We start from the raw sequence: 16,874 nt of genomic DNA on the forward strand, positions 1-16,874 counted from the left end.
GACAGGGTTACAGGGGGCGGAGCCTTAGCCCCCTGTTCCTGTTCCTGTTCTTGCCTTGGACCTGCCAGGGACACCCGCTTATTTACCCTCGAAAGAGGTATAGCGTGTCTGTCCCGGAGACAAAATCGAAAATGTCTCGAGTTTGTCCAAAGGTCATTTTCGAGCTTCGGACACGGACAAAATCGAAAATGTCCATCGAGGACGTCCTCGAAAAATGTCCTCGATTTTGTCTTGTCCATGCCTGTTTTTTCTAGTCTACTTTGATAACTGAATTTCCTTCAATTTTATAACTACCTGCTTCCTTCACACGACGTCTAACTGTCTTATCTGAGATACCTAGGTACTCTGCCAGGCCGTCAATCGTGACCGGTTCGATGCCATCATTGAGTGCGCTATAAGCCGTATCGAACGAATGCTTGCGCTCTTCCTTCTTCTCATCAGGAGACTTTCTCTTGTCGAAATTCTTCTTCCAGGTCGGTTGAGCATCCTCTGGCTCGACATCATTTAGGACGCCTGAATCATCGACTGTGTGCACTGGATAACCGAACCAGATATTGACTGGCTCAAACTTCGCGAACTCTCGGAGTGTACCTTCCACACGCCATGCAGTCCGTTGTTTCTGCTCACGTTCAGCTGCCTTAATGCGTTGGTTGACGTCGTAGTATTGAGAAGTGGTGATTGCCTTGAGCGCGTGTTCTTTCATCTGATAAGCCGACTCTAGGTCATCCAGGCCGATATACTTCTCGTAGTATCGCTTATTGAGATCTAAGATGCTCTCTTTGTAGATTTGGCATTTGGCCTTATCTAACTGTTGAGTAGCTAGACTTTCGTTGATTTCAAGTTCTACCAGGTCAATTAGGGCGTCTGGGTCGCGGGCAAATACCCCAGAACCACTTGCACGGTCCATGGACTTTTTCCCACCTTGCGACCCTTTTGAGTGATGGTGGCAGTAGATAACGGATGCGCCTAACTCTGTGGCCACTTTGTCAAACTGGTTGGTAAAGTGTGCCATCTGATCAGCACTGTTCTCGTCGCCTGTCAGGACTTTATAAATCGGGTCAATGATGACCGCTGTGTAATGCTTTTTAGCTGCTCGCCGGATAAGCTTAGGTGCCAATTTATCCATTGGCACGGTCTTACCCCGGAGGTTCCAAACATCGATGTTGCCTAGATTATGCGGCGCAACTCCTAGGCCTTGATAAACGTCTTTGAACCGGTGTAAGCAAGATGCTCGGTCCAGCTCTAGGTTGACATAGAGGACGCGCCCTTTTTCACACTGCCATCCAAGCCATTTGCTACCTTCTGCGATAGCGATGGATAACTCGATGAGCGCGAATGACTTACCAGCCTTAGACGGCCCCGCCATTAGCATCTTGTGTCCTTGACGTAATACGCCATGGATTAACTCCGGTGCAAGGTCTGGCATGTTATTCCAGAAATCTTCTAGCCCCTCTGGGTCCGGCAAATCATCGTTTAAGTCTTCGATGTGCTTGTACCATTCATCCCAACTTGCTTTACCGATGTTGGTATCGATAAGGAATTGCTTGTGGCCATTCCGGATAACCCCTGGCATACGACTAAGTCGGCTAGGGTTCTTGTTTTGAGAGTCGACCGCTAGGCCGTTCTTCTTACAGATGCTATACAGATAATCAACACGAGTCCGGTATTCGTTGTAGTCTTTTGCCTCGACTCTGACGATTGCGTGTACGGACTTACCACCGCTATAGACCAAGCAGGCAACAGGGAGCTCTAGCTCTCGGATGATGGCGTTTTGTTTTGCTAGGTCGGTACTGTCTGACTCGACCAGGGCGTACCGATAATCGGTCACGTTGTCATTTTTGACGCCTTTACCATCCAATGGGTTGAATCGAATCCAAGCACCGGCTTCTTCTTTCGGGTCCCCGAATACTCTTCCTAGGTCCCCCTCACATCGATTTAGGAGTTGGATTAGCTCACCTGCTGTTCGGTCGTATGAACCAGAGGTCGGTAGATGCTTGCCATCTTTCTCCCAGGTCTCAGTCACATAACCGACGTTTTCGGTACTATCGAATAAGATTTCGAGGTATCTGGTAATTTCTGCCACTGGGTTCCAGTGATCAGGTTCTTTAATTTCTTTGGCTTCTACCCAGTCTTTATCGATGATTTTATAGTCGTTGTCATACTTGATTGTACTGTCCCAGTCGAGTTCTCCTCGGCCATCGTCGTATGACCTTGGTGGTTCATAGCCGCCATCGACTGCCATTTGGTAAATGGTCCCACCGGTAACTGGAGTGTTGCTGCCTTCGAAGGAGTCCCATTTTCTAAAACATTCACCTGCGTGATAGCGGGCATGGTCTCCTTTGGACCATGAGTCCCAGTCCATGGCCGTGTAGCCTTCGTGTTTGAGTGCCATCCCGACGTTGACCCATTCTTGGTAAGAGCACAATGCAGGGTCGACATATTCGAGTAGCTCAGTTAATTTAATTTCTGACAAGGTATCACCTTCTTTCTCTGTGTGATATAATGTGATTAAAAATACACGTATAAGGAGTAATTGACATGCAAGACTTCCTTCCAATGATTACAGGTGCTATAAGCGGTGCTGCTGCAGCAGGGCTTTTCAAAGGCCCCGTCCAGACTCTTCAAGATTATTGGTATATACATTTTGGCCATCATGCTTCTGAACAAGCTGAGATGCTTCGTGTTCAGCAAGAAGCTAAAATTTCAGATCTAAGAGACAGAACTCTTAATCATGTATCCAAAATTGAGCCAGAAAATATACAGAAACCGAAGCTACAAATTTTAGGTCCAGCTTTAGAAGCAACTAACTTTTATATAGAAGAGGAATCACTTAGAGAAATGTTCGCTAAGTTAATGGCTTCTTCCATGGATAAATCCAAAACAGAAACTTTGCATCCAGCATTTGTTGATATAGTAAAACAAATGACACCTCTAGATGCAGCCAATTTAAAATCTGTTTTTTTAGGAAATCAAGTTATTGGACGAGTGATGCAGATAAATAAATTAGGGGAATTTCGTCTTGTATCAGATTTTATATTCATCAACGATGAAGTTGAGGCTACTGCAAGTTCACTTGCCTCTTCAATAGATAATTTAGCAAGACTAAATTTAGTGACGATATCATTCGACAGATTTTTAACACACGAGAACGCTTATGATAAGATATACTCATCCAACCAGTTCATTAGTTACCAAAAACTACTTGAAGTTCTCGAAAATCCTGAGGAGAACGCTAGTTCTCAAGAAGAAATTGCAGCCAGACGGCTAGCGTATCAAATACTAACACCTGATAAAATTGAGCTTGATAGAGGAAAAATCGAATTGACTAGCCTAGGGAATCACTTTTGTCAAATCTGCTTATCTGAGTAATCTTTTTATTCTTCTGGACTCTTCTTCGAAAAATCTATCCATCCAAATTTCTATCATCTTCATCTGAAATCTCATCATCAGAAACGATACGATGCCAGATGTGATGATTGATAGTAAGATGATTTCCATAATTCTCACCCCTCATAACTAGCGACATCGACACCACGAGGTACACGCCAGTTATTGGCTGCAATCCGGTCAATCAGTCGCTTAGCATTATCGAATTTCCAGATGCCTACGTTGCGGAATCCGTACCGCTCTAGGCATCTTATTTGTTTTGGCGTAGCTAGGCCTTCATGTCGTCTCTTGTCGAGGCGATCAAGGATTAGCTTAGCTTTACCGGCGTTTTCTACCTCGTCTGGGAAGATACCGGATTTTTCTAGTGCCTTGAGTTGCTTTTCAGACGGCGGACCAGCTTCCCAGCCAAATGCGGGAACATAATTGGCCAAGTCTTCTGCTTGGATACTCATTTCGAACTGCAAAGGGTCTACCAACGACCGCTTACGTTTACGCATCTCAGATAATTTCTTAGCCAGTGCTTCTTCACGTTCTGCGACTGCATCCTTAACAGCTACCTCTTCTAGTTCCATGATGTCTACGGCCACGTTAGCTGCTTCCTCTGAACGTTTGGTCATCGCTTTAGCAACGGCTTCGTCAGTTGCAATAATACTTGCTGGCCGGCATAAATCGTGACGTTCTGTGTGCCACAGGAAGTCTAGTAACAGTAACTCTTCTTTACCTGGAAATAATCGAGTTCCCCGCCCGACCATTTGGCTGTAGAGGGCTCTAACCTTTGTAGGCCGTAAGACCACCACACAGTCGACTGATGGACAATCCCAACCTTCAGTTAGCAGCATCGAATTGCAAAGCACATTGTATTTGCCATCTTCGAAGTCTTTTAGGACCTCTGCCCGGTCTTTGGACTCACCGTTCACCTCTGCAGCCTTAAAGCCACGTTCGTTGAGAATATCGCGGAATTTTTGGCTCGTTTTAACGAGCGGTAGGAATACCACCGTCTTGCGATCCTGGCATTGCTTAGCCATCTCATCGGCGATTTGGTAAAGGTATGGATCTAACGCAGAGCCTAGGTCACTTGATTTGAAGTCCCCAGCTTGCGTACCTACACCTGAAAGGTCCAAGGTCAAAGGAATTGTGAGTGCCTTAATCTTAGACAGGTACCCTTCCTTTATCGCCTTGGGCAAGGTGTATTCGTAAGCCAATGATTCGAAATAGGTCCCTAGGTTACGCATATCTCCACGGTCAGGCGTTGCTGTCACGCCTAGCACATTCGCTTGGTCAAAATGTCCGAGCACACGTTGATAGCCGTCTGATATGCAGTGATGCGCTTCGTCAACCACAATCGTGTCGAAATGGTCCTTGGCGAATTTTCTAAGCCTTTTGTCACGCTGGAGCGTTTGGACTGAACCAACTACTACGCGGAACCAGCTACCGATACTTGTTTCTTCTGCTTTTTCTGTGGCCGTATTGAGGCCTGTTGATTGTTTAAGCTTGTCGCTTGCCTGTTCTAGCAACTCTGACCTATGAGCTAGGACGAGCACTCGCTCGCCCTTTCTCACTCGGTCTTCGATTACTTTGGAGAAGACGATTGTCTTCCCACACCCTGTCGGTAATACCAGCAGGGTTTTCTTATTGCCGTTCTCCCATTCTTTTTGAATGGACTCACGGGCTTCTTGTTGATAAGGTCGTAATTCCATTCGAGTCACCTATTAGAAGCTACCTTGTTGCCATTGTTGAGGCTGAGGGGTAGGTAATGGTTGTTGCTGATATTGCTGCACAGGTGGTTGTTGTTGGAATTGAGGCTGTACTTGCATCATAGGTTGTGCTGCTGCCATCCCTGGTCGTTGGTTTAACTGTTTAGTTGGGTCGACATCGTCTTGATAAATCATGTAGCCGACTTCGTTAAACTCGTTGCCATTGCGAGATAGGCCTTTCTTAATGGAGCAAACGCCGATAGCGCCAGGGACTAGGTTCCAGTTCATTTGGAGAGGTTCCTTGTGTTTCTTCTGGCCGATTGCGCCGAAGAAGGCTGATAACATCCCCTCTGTGCGTGAGTGTAAGAATAGGTTGTGGGTCAACTTCTTGGTTTGTCCATCATTTGTTGCGATTTCCAAGGTCAGGACTGCCTTGTTGCAGGCAGGTAATTTACCTGGGTTTTGAGGGTTAGGGGTGTGTCGGCCGCGTTCAAACTTTTCAACTTTGAACCAATACTCGCCTGGCTCTAGGATAACGAATTCGCTGTCCTGGGTAATTTGGTCGTTCCAATCTAATTCACGCTCGAAGTTGTTGTATTGTTCTGTCATTTTTATTTCCTCCTGTTATTAAGCTAAGATAGTGACATTTTCGTGGTCTTTTAATTGTTCTTTGAGATAGTTAGCAATGTTTTGAATTGCTTCTAAGCGCCATGCTCCGCCATCTGCCTCGAATAAACCTAGCTCGCCTTGCTTATTCATGCGGAAAACGAATAAGCTAGCTGGTTGTTCTACTTCCAAGAAAGTCCGTCGAGGCTTCAAGTTAACTGGATTAGGAACTACGGCTTTTGTTAAGCTGGCAGCGCCATTCTTAATTGTCGTGATTTGAGACACGCCATTGTCGGTCGTTTCGCTTCCTGATTCAACTTTTACTTTAGAGGTGAATTCAAGGAGCAGGTTACGGTCGTTCGCATCTTCATACTTAGATTGCAGTTCAATGTTGAATGTCTCTTGATCCATGTAATAGTCCAGTGTAAGGTTTGGAATCAAGCCAATTGCAGATACCTCAACAAGATGAGCTCGTTTTTTATACATGCATTCATCTTCTGCATAAACATTAACCAGGCGAGGCCCCGCGACTTGAACAATTAGATTTTGCTCGCTGAGTTCATTGAGCCCTGATTTGATATAGTCTACCAAACCAGTCAATGTGCTAAGCTCCATTGTTTTAGGTAGGTAAACCGGCGACTCCAATGGTTTCATGTTATAGCGATTTCCGTCGTACCACTCATCGCCTGCGTCATCTACTAAAATAGGTTCAGCATCTCTTGATAAGTCAACTGCGTATTCTAAAGCTTCTTTAATATTTTCTGACATGATTTTTACTTCCTTTCTTAGTTAGAGGCACGTTTTTTATTAAAGTCTACGATTGTTGAATTTTCCGCCTTATCCTCGATTAACTCGCCGGTGTCGGTCCGAAGGTAACCGTCATTATCGAAGAAAGTTTGGCCCTTCGCTCCACTTTGAAGTTCATTAGCGTATATTTCACCTGTTTTCCAATCTTTCTCAGCCATGATCATCGTAGATACATTGGTCTGCGCTGCCAGGCTAGGCTTGATATTAGCTTCCGTTGTGATGAGTGAGCGGTCTTCGTTAGGCGAAAAGGTTAAGGTGATGACAAGCTTTCGTTTTTCTTTAGGGCTAGTATTTGGGTCCATGATGTTATCTAAAACTTTTTCTAATTCGGAGTTTATCTTCTCCTGAATACCTCCGTTTGCTAACTGAGATAGATTTAAGTTGATTTGGCTCATTACACTTCCTCCTAAAATGGTAATTTTCTATCTTTCTTGATGTGTTCAAATACTTGGTCCCATGCTGCTACTAAGACACCTTCGATAAAGCCAGGGTCATAATTAGCAATCGGCGTCCCCAATGGGTAGAAGCCTTTTTCAGCCACCGCACGTTCAATCTCTTGAGAGGTTACTGCATTAGCTCTCATTAGATCTCGGAGAGCATCTGGGATGCCTTCGCCAAAGAGTGCTGTTTGCTCTGCTTCGTGAGCCTCGGCCACTGCTTGAGCTAATACAGGTTCCGCAGTAGGAGCTTGCATAGGTACTGGTTGTGGTTGAGCGACAGGCGGTGTTTGTTGCACTACTTGTACAGTTTGTGCTGGCTTAGGAGCCGGTTGTACAGGCGTTGGATTTGACTGTGGCGATTGCGCTTGACGTTCGAAGATGTGGGCGATTGAACCATATGCCAAAGGGACTTCGAATGGTAATCCGTGGCGGTTCTTAGCATCCCACGCTGGATGGTGCTCAGTGTACATGACCCTGGTCCCACCTTGGGCCTTATGCTTCTTGCCTTTGTCGTCAGAAGCCACAACATGCGTTTTGTAGTTACAGAATAGAAGTAAGTCGCACCATTCTTTCACTAACGGCGCTGTTTGAGAGGTGGTCTTCTTACCTAGTTTCAATTCCCAGCGATCATAGGCTCCCATTTCATCTGGCTGCTCAAATTTTTTAATTTGGGCATGCGCTGTTAAAACCACGTTCACACCGATGTCTACTAACTCCTGAAGCCGATTCAGCAAGCGACCAAACTCTTCTGATACATAGGTGTAGCCATTGCCGTAACCGAAGTCTTCAATCCCTTTCTTGTTATGGCTAGCGCAGATGTGCTCGATGCAAAGACGCTCTGCCCAGTCGATTGTATCGATAACTAGTGACCTACAAACTGTCGGATTACTTTTGACAAAAGCAATCTGATTCATTAACATTGTCCAGCTTGTTGGCTTATCCAATCGTGCCACATCCATGTTGCCTGTGGACCCTTCTGTATCGATGAAGAGAGGCTCTGGAAACTGACTTGCTAATTTTGATTTACCGACCCCTTCGGGACCGTAGATAACTGTCTTCTGGGCTCTAGCTTGAACTCCTCTTGTAATATTCATTGTCATTCCCCTTTCTAAAATTTACCGGCTTCCCACTTAGGTGTAGGTGGGGCAGCAGGTGCTGATTCCGAATTCTTAACATATCCATCTTCGATGATGATAGAGCACTCATCGCCAGTGGATACTCTTGTTGCGATGGCTTGAAGACCCTCTTGTTCGAGCCATGCGCCAAACTCATTGAGCGTCTGCATATCCATCTGTTCGAGCTTGTCGATTAGGACGAAACCACATTCTGGTTTCAGCTTACGGACAATAGCGGTTGATACCATGAGTTGCTGAGAACCTGACATGTTATCCCAACGTTGTCCGTTGTAAAGTAACTCGCCATCTTCAACCGAGAGGCCTTTTAGCGGTAGGTCTGCGTTTTGCAATAGATCCATACGTTGTTTGCGAAGCGATTCAATCTCTGTGGTCAAGCTACTGTATTGCGTGCGATACTCTGCGGCATCCTGTTCGGCTTTCTCTCTGTCCAGGTTAGCTCGGACTTTAATGTTGATAGCTTCAATATTTGCGATGGACTCTTCGAGTTCCTCGGTTGATTCATCTTGGAGTTGCTCGGATGTCTTCTGCGCCACGTCGTAATCTCGTAGGACGTTTTGGTATTGTTCTTTGAGATTAGCTAAGGTAGCTTCTTGCCGCTCAATTTCTGCCATCAATTGAGTAGCTTGGCGATGAAGCTGGTCGGTCATATCACGCTTACGTTGATTCTCGCCGTTCTTGGCCAGAATATCTTGTTGTTGCGTGATGAGGTCCGTAATAGAAACTAAGGTCTTCGGAGCCTCCGGATAGAACGGCTGCTCTTTCGCAAACTTTTCTTTTTGGTCGGCTATTTGACCAATTGACCGTCTCATGTTGTATTTTTCTTTTTCTTGGCATTCTAACTCGTACAATTGTTGGCCAACTCCAATGATTTCGAGCAAGGTGTTAGCCTTCTCCTTATCGCTAGAGTTAATGAACTTAGGCAGATTGATAGCCAGTTCTTCGACAAAGCTATCCAATAAGTTTTGACCTGCTTTGTTGCCAGTTGGGTCTGTCACCTTCAGGTCGCTGTTCTTTCCTTTTCGCTCAACGATAAGTCCGTTCGATAGCTTAAGGTTAATTGTTGGTGGAACTACTGACCCCTCACGTTGCGCTTTGCTAGGACGGTATTTGTTGCCGCCAAGGGCCCAAGCGATTGAGTCTAAAATACTCGTTTTACCATTGTTGTTATTACCACCGATAATTGTTAATCCATTTGGACTAGGCTCAATGTGTACGGATTTAACGCGCTTTACATTTTCGGTAGTGAGTGATGCAATTTTAATTGTCATTAGACTTCCTCCCCAGCTAATCGGAACACACGACGCTCGACTTTGATTTCTTCAACTTCGCAAGACATTTGGCTAATAGCGAAATCGATGCAGGTCGTCACGATATCATTCAATGTACGGTCGGTCTCGTTTGCAATGAAGCACAATTTTTCGTAGGCTTCACGTTCAATGCGGACCCGTGGGTACTTGGCTGTAGTGTATTCTCCGACATAAATTCTTTCTTCTTTTTTTACACATTTCATGTTACAATCTCCTTATCTATGGGTGACCTTTATAAGGTCTTCTCTAATAGTCTCGCGAACTCCACGATGTCCTTAATATGCGTGTGTTCGCGGGACTTTTTGTATTCTTCAACAGAATGCTCCAACTGCTCTAGCGCCGTCTCATGTCGTTTCTCTCGGATGCAGGTCATAATTAAACCTTCCTCTGTGTAACGATAGTCGTACACGCTATAGCCGTTTGGCACCTGCTTAATCGCGTTCAATTTTGCGAAACGTGGCAAATCATCATAATGCACTATTTTTTCATCCCTTCTTCATACAGTCCTGTTGCAATACCACCAATTATCATTGCGATGATGATGACTCCATTAGCCACTGGATCTCCACCTGGCTGACAGCCGTTGCACCACCACGCCCAGATAGCGGTGAAGAAGCACATGATATACAAGAAGATACAGGCATATATATGTATGTTTCTCATTGATAATTTCATTCCGGTGCTCCTCCCGCTACTGCATGGAACGCTAGCTTGTTTACTTTTCCTGATAGCACCAAGAAATTCTTCTCTTTCAAGTCTTTGTTAATTTGGCGTACTAGCTTGTAAGCGTGGCTTTTGCTGCATCCGAGCAAGTCAGCCACTTCTTGCACTGTGTAATTTTGGCTTTTGACTACTGTTGACATTGTGATTCCTCCTCTTTCTTCTGAAGTTTAAGATTCTTGCTAAATGTTTTAGGTTTCTTGCTAAGTTGCGATTCCTCTATCCCCTCCAGCCTACCTAGGTGGTAGAATGACGATGACTGTACCCTCATTCGGGAATCTTAGTCGGTGGGAGGTGAGTTAAGTGTCAAATGAAATTCCAACACCTCCAGAGGCCCTATATCGTCATAGTCAAACCTCCCAGAAATTAGCAGAGGTTGTGAGCCGACTTAATGAGAAAATGGGCCCGATTTTGTTGCAGTATCGATGGCATTGGCGAATAGTACATATAAACTAAATCGATTCGGTTCTATCTTCGCTAATCTTCCCGCTACCAGCCGATTTCTCTCTCTTCTCGACGGCGAGGCCCTTCCCGAATATTCTGACGATCTTATAAATGCGGTCATTCTTGAGACCGAAGAGTATTGTCAAGGACTGCCAGATATAGAGGATTATGGAAATGACAGTGAAGCCCAAGAAGCAGAGAATCTTATAGAAAAAGTTTTTAATGATATTCAAAATGTTACCCCCTTTGATGTTGTTAAATCTTATGTCTATAAAATACCTGAACCAGTCCTAAAGTATGCTGGAACCATACTTTGCTATGCATTGGTTTCCAAAATCTATCAACTTTGTACTGGTCATGTAGAGTACGATGCGATGTTAATTGGTGTGCGAGTGATACTCACAGCAATTGACTTGATATTCAACTAGCCTTTAGTTTTAACGAGAAGCGTCACATTGAGGCGAGTGAAGTCATCTGCTCCACTTTTCTCGATACTGTACTTCTCAACTCCATCCAACGGCAGGCCATTCAAAATTAGTCTGTCGTTTTCTTTTAGCTCCAATTCGTTCATTGGTGCTCCCTCCTGTGTTTATCTTTTTTCTACTCTTGAATCAAAAAAAATTCGCTGATGCTGTCACCGTATGTGGCGATGAGCTTCCGCACTTCTTCAATACTAAAGTCTGCTCCTGTTCCGTTGAGTCGATGACTGAGTGTCGAATCGCTAAGAGATAGTAGTTCGATAATGTCCTTCCGACTCACGTCATTGACTAGCATCCAGGCCATGAAGCCTTTGTAAGGTGGTCGTTTTCTAACCGTTGCCATTACTTAATCCTCCTCTCTCGGTTTATCTTGTTTCAACCGTAACCATATAATACACCTTTGAATTTTCAGTGTCAACAAAAAAAGCGAAAAAAGATAAACTTTTTTAGTTTTTCTGTTGTTCCTTTCGCAACGTAGCGGTATAATGAGGTTACATAATATGAAGGAAGGCGTGAGAGCAATGAGCTTCGCAACTATAATCAAAGGGTTAAGACTGGAGCTAGGACTTAGCCAGGAAGAATTCGCAGAGCGGATGAACCGCTTCGCCTCGTCCTCTGATACTGATTACCCGGACGGGTTTAATAAGACAAACATTTCTAAGTGGGAGAATGGAAAAGCAGAGCCTCGGATGGATACAGTCCGACTTATTGCCGCCACATTTGGCGTATCACCTAATACTCTTATAGGGATATCAGACCACCCCACCAACCTCATCAAAGTAGACCGAACATCGATTGTCCGGGTTCCCATCCTAGGAACCATCAAATGCGGCCAACCAATCCTAGCAGAGGATAACATCACCGGTTACCGTGAGGAACTATCGGACCGTTTACCGTCTGGGAATCTTTTCTACTTGAAGTCCCAAGGTGATTCAATGGTTCCTACTATCCCAGAGGGGAGTCTGGTACTCATTCGTGAGCAGCCAACAGTTGAGTATGGCGAAGTAGCGGCGGTGCTCGTTAACGGTGACACTGAGGCAACACTAAAGAGGGTTAAGAAACAAGGTGACATCGTCATGTTGATTGCTGACAATCCGGACTATCCGCCTTATATCATTACCGACGACAACCCCGCACGGATCATCGGAAAGGCCGTTCAGGTGAGTGTGGATTTGTAGAGGAGAAACTAGCGGGGATTGATTGACAAACCTAAAAAATAGTACTATACTACGGTTAATCTTTGAAGGGCAGAGGTTCTGCCAACCGAAAGACCGTAGATGTTAGTATCTGCGGTCTTTTGTGCTTTATGTATTTTGACTAAAGTACCCAAATCTGATAATATATATGTAGAGTCTTTAGGACTATTTATCAGATATTGCCTATAGGGCTAGGGCGGGTACTTTGTATCCGTCCATTTTTGTATAAACAGAGGAAAATAAACTAATCCCTACGTGACGACGTTTTTATAAGCACCGTAATTTACTTGGAAAAGAAAAGCTGGTGATTTAAAACAGTTGGAATTCCAATCGGTTAGAAAAAAATAAAAGCCCCACCCCTGAACTTTGGCGAGCCAGGGTGGAGCTACCACAAAACACCCACAATGGGGCTATTTGCTATGCCCTTATTGTACCACAACGAAGGAGGTACTACAATGAGCGTAAGACAGGATAAAGCCAGGAAGACCTGGATGGCCAAGGTTAGCTATATGGACGACCTTGGCGTAAGACGCTATAAGACAAAGCGGGGCTTTAAGACCAAACGAGAGGCCATGGCATTCGAACAAGAATATAAGAAGAAGGTATCTGGCGCTTCTGATATGACCTTCGAGTCTTTCGTCGAACTTTACCTGGAAGACTGCTCTCATCGATTGAAGCCAGTCACCATGCTAAACAAGCGTAAGATAATCTATCGGCTGATGGTCCCATTTTTCGGACATCAATCCATGCTTGATATAGATGCTAAGACAGTCAGACGCTGGCAAAACTGGCTTATGAATCAACCAACTAACCGAGGCGAAAAGATAGCCCAGACCACCTTAAGGACAGTCAATGCCAACCTATCCGCTATCTTTAACTATGCACTCAAATTCCATGGCATAAAAAATAACCCTGTCAGAGTGGCAGGGACTATTGGTAAGAGCACCAGGAACGGTGAGGTAGCATTCTGGACCAAGGACCAATTCGATACCTTCCTATCCACCGTAGAGGACAATATCTACTACCAGCTGGCGTTCTCTCTTTTATTTTATTCCGGCATGCGGATTGGAGAGCTGCAGGCCTTGACCTTATCGGACTTCGACCAGGAATCAAAGACTGTCAGCATATCTAAGACCTATGTTAAGATTGACGGCGTCGATATGATCACCGAGCCAAAGACGCCTAAATCTAATCGCATCATTACCTTGCCCCCTTCAATATTCGAACTACTGAATGACTACACCTCTAAATTGCCCTATTACAAGCCTACAGAGCGATTATTTACCCTAGGGGTATATAGTTATGGTAAGACGCTTAGAACGGGAGCAGACAAGGCTGGGCTACCAAGGATTAGGGTCCACGACCTTCGCCATAGTCACGCCTCTATGCTGATTGAATTAGGCGTCTCACCTTTGGCCATTAGTGAGAGATTAGGCCACGAGCGAGTGGATACTACCCTCAATATTTATAGCCACCTATACCCTAGCCGTCATGGCGATATAGCTGATAAATTGGAAGGGGTCATTCGGGGGTCACAAGAAAACTAGAACACCGTTTTGACGGTGTTTTTTGGCATAATTATTGGTTATACCATAAATGCCGAATAAATAGCATTGGCTATTTTACGTTATTCCTATTATTCATATTGCGCAAAAAAAGACTCCGTTCTGGCCTCTTTCTGAATTTTAGGGGGCAGAAGTAAAAATTAAAAAGACCTCCACTGGGTTCCAATGATCAGACTCTTTAATTTCTTTGGCTTCTACCCAGCCTTTATCGATTATTTTATAGTCGTTGTCATACTTGATTATACCGTCCCAGTTGAGTTCTTCTCGGCCATCATCATATGACCGCGGCGGTTCATAGCCACCATCGACTGCCATTTGATAAATGGGCCTACCGGTTAACTGGGGTGTTGCTGCCTTCGAAGAAGGCCCATTCCTTAAAACATTCACCTGCGTGATAGCGAGCGTGGTCTCCTTTGGACCATGAGTCCCAGTCCATGGCTGTGTAGCCTACATGTTTGAGTGCCATCCCGACGTTGACCCATTCTTGATAGGAGCATAGTGCAGGGTCGACATATTCGAGTAGCTCAGTTAATTTAATTTCTGACAAGGTATCACCTTCTTTCTCTGTGTGATATAATGTGATTAAAAATACACGTATAAGGATGTGTCTTGTATGGATTCAAATCTCCCACAACTTCCAATCTCTTCAGAGACAGGCGATGCGTTAGCCAAACCTATTGCTGAATCAGTTGGGAATGCAGGAAAAGATATCGTTGAAGCAATATTCCATTATTTTTTAGATCCACTTAGAAAATTTAATATTCAACGAAATTTTAACCTTGAGAAGTTTCAAGAGGACCTCTATAAAAACTTTAATGATATACCAGAGGCAAATCGCGATGATTCTAAAATCAATCTGACGATTAAGGCGATTGAGGATTTAAGATACCAGATAAACGAAGAAGAAATTCGTGATATGTTCACCACGCTGATTACTTCCACCTTAGATAATCGGAAAAATAGTAAAGTGCTGCCGATATTTAGTACAATCATTTCGAATATGACTTCTTCAGAAGCAAAACTTCTGAAGGTACTATACACAAATAAATTGTCACTAACTCCATACGTAGAACTGACAATAGTTAATAAAATTTCGGGTGTTACCAACGCCCCTGGTCTCGCGCTTTTATTACTAGATGAATCGAATACTCAAGGAGCGGAATTAGATTTATCCCTTCTTGAATCAGAAAATCTAATCAAGCACACCACTGACTCATCTTTAAGTTCCGAGTACTTTGTTAGTCGGTATGAAACAGGTGAAAGAATCTTATCTCAAATAGTTGATCAGAATCCTGATGTCTCATCTTTGAAAATAAACGCAGATCAAGAGATAAGATTCGTTCGGAGTATTTACGAGTTAACTCCCATTGGGAAAGTTTTTTGTGATATAGTCTTTGAGCAATAAAAGCTTCTCGTCTAGCCTATCTTCCATCTTACCCAGTTCTATCGCTAGGTAATATGAGTAAAAATATAGGATTACCAGGTTGATGATTACTGATACTAATAACATAATTCTCACCCCTCATAACTAGCGACATCGACACCACGAGGAACACGCCAGTTGTTGGCTGCAATCCGGTCAATCAGTCGCTTAGCATTATCGAATTTCCAGATGCCTACGTTGCGGAATCCGTACCGCTCTAGGCATCTTATTTGTTTTGGTGTAGCTAGGCCTTCGCTTCGTCTCTTGTCGAGGCGATCAAGGATAAGCTTGGCTTTACCGGCATTTTCTACTTCATCTGGGAAGATACCGGATTTCTCTAGTGCCTTCAGTTGTTTTTCAGACGGTGGACCAGCTTCCCAGCCAAAGGCGGGAACATAATTGGCCAAGTCTTCTGCTTGGATACTCATTTCGAACTGGAGCGGGTCGACCAAGGACCGCTTACGTTTACGCATCTCAGATAATTTCTTAGCAAGTGCTTCTTCACGTTCTGCGACTGCATCCTTAACTGCTACTTCTTCTAAGTCCATGATGTCCAGGGCCACGTTAGCTGCTTCTTCTGAACGTTTAGTCATCGCTTTAGCAACGGCTTCGTCGGTTGCAATAATACTTGCTGGCCGGCATAAATCGTGACGTTCTGTGTGCCACAGGAAGTCTAGTAACAGTAACTCTTCTTTTCCTGGAAATAACCGAGTGCCACGCCCTACCATTTGGCTATAGAGGGCTCTAACCTTTGTCGATCTGAGGACCACAACACAGTCATCCTCTTTTCTAAAGTTTAAGATTCTTGTTATATGTTTTAGGTTTCTTGCTGAATTTCGATTTCTATATATCCCCCCACCAGCCGAACTGTTAGAATAACGATGACTGTACCCTCATTCGGGAATCTTAGTCGGTGGGAGGTGATAATAATGTCAGATGAAAACATTAACCTATCAGAATCTGTGTATCGTCTTAACCAACTTACTAAAGAGATAACAGATTCTATGGTTCGGATTAGTAAGATTGCAGAGCCTATCTACCAAAAACAAAATGAAATTTTCGATAGATTTTACGAAGCTTCACGAGTAATTGCAACTGCATCTGAACGCTTATACGAGGCAGCTCAACCGTCACTATACTTAGTTGGAAAAATGTCTCTTGAGATAAATGAAAAATTGAACGGTATCAGCAGCATCCTCGCTAATCTCCCCAACACTGAGAAATTTCTGTCTGTCTTCAACAGTGAAATCGAGCCCGAGCTGTTTTATAATCTCGCGAGCAACGTCGTGCTTGAAGTTGAAGAAAATTATCAAAACCATACATACATAGATGAAAATGAAAACGACGCTTATAAGGAAGAATCTGAAAAGCTTATTGAGAAATTTTTTGATGATATTGACGATGGCGTGTCTCCTTCTGTAATTAAGTCATATATTGAAAAGGTTCCGGAGGCAATCCGAACGTACATTGCCGATATGTTGATTAATATCGTTCTAGGAGTACTTTGGTATTTTGCTAGCGGTCAAATTGAGTCAGACCCAGTAAAAGCCATTTTAGGCCCTGTTATATTCGGCATAAAGTTACTTCTTGGTAGAGATTAACCTTATCCTTGGTTGGCCTTCATGGAGATATTTCTTAGCATTGATTTCGGCTAACTCAGTAGTGACATC

Annotated in this window: 21 protein-coding genes and 1 pseudogene; 6 read left to right on the top strand and 16 right to left on the bottom strand. The window is 44.1% G+C overall.

Annotation, left to right across the window (positions count from 1 at the left end; genetic code table 11):
• Positions 1–250: 250 nt before the first annotated feature.
• On the bottom strand, positions 251–2,473 hold the full coding sequence (locus V7R82_RS08070; protein ID WP_338542424.1) for an AAA family ATPase: 2,223 nt from the start codon (positions 2,471–2,473) through the stop codon (positions 251–253).
• Between the two features lie 65 nt (positions 2,474–2,538).
• On the opposite strand from V7R82_RS08070, the gene V7R82_RS08075 reads away from it, so the two are divergent.
• Positions 2,539–3,369, top strand: a complete 831-nt coding sequence (locus V7R82_RS08075) for a DUF4393 domain-containing protein (RefSeq protein WP_338542426.1) — start codon at positions 2,539–2,541, stop codon at positions 3,367–3,369.
• A gap of 134 nt (positions 3,370–3,503) precedes the next feature.
• Here the strand turns inward: V7R82_RS08075 and V7R82_RS08080 are convergent, their stop codons facing one another.
• From V7R82_RS08080 to V7R82_RS08125, 10 genes are read right to left on the bottom strand one after another with little or no spacing between them, the layout of a single operon-like run.
• The gene (locus V7R82_RS08080) at positions 3,504–5,084 is read right to left on the bottom strand and encodes a DEAD/DEAH box helicase (RefSeq protein ID WP_338542428.1); all 1,581 of its coding nucleotides are present in this window, start codon (positions 5,082–5,084) and stop codon (positions 3,504–3,506) included.
• 12 nt (positions 5,085–5,096) lie between these two features.
• Positions 5,097–5,690 carry a hypothetical protein gene (locus V7R82_RS08085; protein WP_338542430.1) on the bottom strand — a complete coding sequence of 198 codons (594 nt, stop codon included), beginning with the start codon at positions 5,688–5,690 and terminating at the stop codon, positions 5,097–5,099.
• An 18-nt stretch (positions 5,691–5,708) separates the two neighbouring features.
• Entirely contained in the window at positions 5,709–6,455 is a 747-nt protein-coding gene (locus V7R82_RS08090; protein ID WP_338542432.1) for a hypothetical protein, read from the bottom strand.
• 17 nt (positions 6,456–6,472) lie between these two features.
• Positions 6,473–6,889 carry a hypothetical protein gene (locus V7R82_RS08095; protein ID WP_338542434.1) on the bottom strand — a complete coding sequence of 139 codons (417 nt, stop codon included), beginning with the start codon at positions 6,887–6,889 and terminating at the stop codon, positions 6,473–6,475.
• A gap of 11 nt (positions 6,890–6,900) precedes the next feature.
• Positions 6,901–8,028 (bottom strand): ATP-binding protein, encoded by a 1,128-nt coding sequence (locus tag V7R82_RS08100; protein ID WP_338542436.1) that lies wholly within the window; start codon positions 8,026–8,028, stop codon positions 6,901–6,903.
• A 14-nt stretch (positions 8,029–8,042) separates the two neighbouring features.
• Positions 8,043–9,338 carry an AAA family ATPase gene (locus V7R82_RS08105; protein WP_338542438.1) on the bottom strand — a complete coding sequence of 432 codons (1,296 nt, stop codon included), beginning with the start codon at positions 9,336–9,338 and terminating at the stop codon, positions 8,043–8,045.
• Complete coding sequence (locus V7R82_RS08110) at positions 9,338–9,580, bottom strand: hypothetical protein (protein WP_314196758.1); 243 nt, start codon at positions 9,578–9,580, stop codon at positions 9,338–9,340. Before V7R82_RS08110 ends, V7R82_RS08105 begins: the two co-directional genes overlap by 1 nt.
• Positions 9,581–9,609: 29 nt before the next feature.
• Positions 9,610–9,855: a hypothetical protein gene (locus tag V7R82_RS08115; protein ID WP_314196762.1), complete on the bottom strand. Its 246-nt coding sequence runs from the start codon at positions 9,853–9,855 to the stop codon at positions 9,610–9,612.
• Positions 9,855–10,052, bottom strand: a complete 198-nt coding sequence (locus tag V7R82_RS08120; protein ID WP_338542443.1) for a hypothetical protein — start codon at positions 10,050–10,052, stop codon at positions 9,855–9,857. Before V7R82_RS08120 ends, V7R82_RS08115 begins: the two co-directional genes overlap by 1 nt.
• Positions 10,049–10,240: a helix-turn-helix domain-containing protein gene (locus V7R82_RS08125; RefSeq protein WP_338542445.1), complete on the bottom strand. Its 192-nt coding sequence runs from the start codon at positions 10,238–10,240 to the stop codon at positions 10,049–10,051. The genes V7R82_RS08120 and V7R82_RS08125 overlap by 4 nt, the downstream gene beginning before the upstream one ends.
• Positions 10,241–10,522: 282 nt before the next feature.
• Between V7R82_RS08125 and V7R82_RS08130 the strand changes: the two genes are divergently transcribed.
• A complete protein-coding gene (locus V7R82_RS08130; protein WP_338542447.1) occupies positions 10,523–10,969 on the top strand; it encodes a hypothetical protein in 447 nt (148 codons plus the stop codon).
• On the opposite strand, the gene V7R82_RS08135 is transcribed toward V7R82_RS08130, so the two are convergent.
• Together V7R82_RS08135 and V7R82_RS08140 are read right to left on the bottom strand one after the other, a co-directional pair.
• A complete protein-coding gene (locus V7R82_RS08135) occupies positions 10,966–11,112 on the bottom strand; it encodes a hypothetical protein (RefSeq protein WP_338542448.1) in 147 nt (48 codons plus the stop codon). The genes V7R82_RS08130 and V7R82_RS08135 overlap by 4 nt on opposite strands.
• Before the next feature lie 29 nt (positions 11,113–11,141).
• Complete coding sequence (locus V7R82_RS08140; RefSeq protein WP_338542449.1) at positions 11,142–11,363, bottom strand: hypothetical protein; 222 nt, start codon at positions 11,361–11,363, stop codon at positions 11,142–11,144.
• 178 nt (positions 11,364–11,541) lie between these two features.
• On the opposite strand from V7R82_RS08140, the gene V7R82_RS08145 reads away from it, so the two are divergent.
• Complete coding sequence (locus V7R82_RS08145) at positions 11,542–12,198, top strand: XRE family transcriptional regulator (RefSeq protein WP_338543768.1); 657 nt, start codon at positions 11,542–11,544, stop codon at positions 12,196–12,198.
• Positions 12,199–12,671: 473 nt separating this feature from the next.
• Positions 12,672–13,763, top strand: a complete 1,092-nt coding sequence (locus tag V7R82_RS08150; protein WP_314330566.1) for a site-specific integrase — start codon at positions 12,672–12,674, stop codon at positions 13,761–13,763.
• Between the two features lie 138 nt (positions 13,764–13,901).
• On the opposite strand, the gene V7R82_RS08155 is transcribed toward V7R82_RS08150, so the two are convergent.
• On the bottom strand, positions 13,902–14,096 hold the full coding sequence (locus V7R82_RS08155) for a hypothetical protein (RefSeq protein ID WP_338542454.1): 195 nt from the start codon (positions 14,094–14,096) through the stop codon (positions 13,902–13,904).
• A 13-nt stretch (positions 14,097–14,109) separates the two neighbouring features.
• Positions 14,110–14,328: a PriCT-2 domain-containing protein gene (locus V7R82_RS08160; protein WP_338542456.1), complete on the bottom strand. Its 219-nt coding sequence runs from the start codon at positions 14,326–14,328 to the stop codon at positions 14,110–14,112.
• 66 nt (positions 14,329–14,394) lie between these two features.
• Between V7R82_RS08160 and V7R82_RS08165 the strand changes: the two genes are divergently transcribed.
• Positions 14,395–15,186, top strand: a complete 792-nt coding sequence (locus V7R82_RS08165; RefSeq protein ID WP_338542458.1) for a DUF4393 domain-containing protein — start codon at positions 14,395–14,397, stop codon at positions 15,184–15,186.
• Positions 15,187–15,296: 110 nt separating this feature from the next.
• Here the strand turns inward: V7R82_RS08165 and V7R82_RS08170 are convergent.
• A pseudogene (locus V7R82_RS08170) lies at positions 15,297–15,983 on the bottom strand (DEAD/DEAH box helicase); the annotation flags it as partial.
• A gap of 150 nt (positions 15,984–16,133) precedes the next feature.
• On the opposite strand from V7R82_RS08170, the gene V7R82_RS08175 reads away from it, so the two are divergent.
• A complete protein-coding gene (locus V7R82_RS08175) occupies positions 16,134–16,805 on the top strand; it encodes a hypothetical protein (protein ID WP_338542461.1) in 672 nt (223 codons plus the stop codon).
• Positions 16,806–16,874: the final 69 nt, after the last annotated feature.

Source organism: Abiotrophia defectiva ATCC 49176, assembly GCF_037041345.1.
In the GTDB taxonomy this organism is placed as follows: domain Bacteria; phylum Bacillota; class Bacilli; order Lactobacillales; family Aerococcaceae; genus Abiotrophia.

Coding starts and splice junctions, on each gene's coding strand:
- V7R82_RS08100 (WP_338542436.1), bottom strand. CDS start 8,028: ATGAATATTACAAGAGGAGTTCAAGCTAGAGCCCAGAAGACAGTTATC.
- V7R82_RS08110 (WP_314196758.1), bottom strand. CDS start 9,580: ATGAAATGTGTAAAAAAAGAAGAAAGAATTTATGTCGGAGAATACACT.
- V7R82_RS08120 (WP_338542443.1), bottom strand. CDS start 10,052: ATGAAATTATCAATGAGAAACATACATATATATGCCTGTATCTTCTTG.
- V7R82_RS08090 (WP_338542432.1), bottom strand. CDS start 6,455: ATGTCAGAAAATATTAAAGAAGCTTTAGAATACGCAGTTGACTTATCA.
- V7R82_RS08150 (WP_314330566.1), top strand. CDS start 12,672: ATGAGCGTAAGACAGGATAAAGCCAGGAAGACCTGGATGGCCAAGGTT.
- V7R82_RS08080 (WP_338542428.1), bottom strand. CDS start 5,084: ATGGAATTACGACCTTATCAACAAGAAGCCCGTGAGTCCATTCAAAAA.
- V7R82_RS08095 (WP_338542434.1), bottom strand. CDS start 6,889: ATGAGCCAAATCAACTTAAATCTATCTCAGTTAGCAAACGGAGGTATT.
- V7R82_RS08075 (WP_338542426.1), top strand. CDS start 2,539: ATGCAAGACTTCCTTCCAATGATTACAGGTGCTATAAGCGGTGCTGCT.
- V7R82_RS08165 (WP_338542458.1), top strand. CDS start 14,395: ATGGATTCAAATCTCCCACAACTTCCAATCTCTTCAGAGACAGGCGAT.
- V7R82_RS08140 (WP_338542449.1), bottom strand. CDS start 11,363: ATGGCAACGGTTAGAAAACGACCACCTTACAAAGGCTTCATGGCCTGG.
- V7R82_RS08130 (WP_338542447.1), top strand. CDS start 10,523: ATGGCATTGGCGAATAGTACATATAAACTAAATCGATTCGGTTCTATC.
- V7R82_RS08135 (WP_338542448.1), bottom strand. CDS start 11,112: ATGAACGAATTGGAGCTAAAAGAAAACGACAGACTAATTTTGAATGGC.
- V7R82_RS08125 (WP_338542445.1), bottom strand. CDS start 10,240: ATGTCAACAGTAGTCAAAAGCCAAAATTACACAGTGCAAGAAGTGGCT.
- V7R82_RS08175 (WP_338542461.1), top strand. CDS start 16,134: ATGTCAGATGAAAACATTAACCTATCAGAATCTGTGTATCGTCTTAAC.
- V7R82_RS08155 (WP_338542454.1), bottom strand. CDS start 14,096: ATGGCAGTCGATGGTGGCTATGAACCGCCGCGGTCATATGATGATGGC.
- V7R82_RS08085 (WP_338542430.1), bottom strand. CDS start 5,690: ATGACAGAACAATACAACAACTTCGAGCGTGAATTAGATTGGAACGAC.
- V7R82_RS08145 (WP_338543768.1), top strand. CDS start 11,542: ATGAGCTTCGCAACTATAATCAAAGGGTTAAGACTGGAGCTAGGACTT.
- V7R82_RS08105 (WP_338542438.1), bottom strand. CDS start 9,338: ATGACAATTAAAATTGCATCACTCACTACCGAAAATGTAAAGCGCGTT.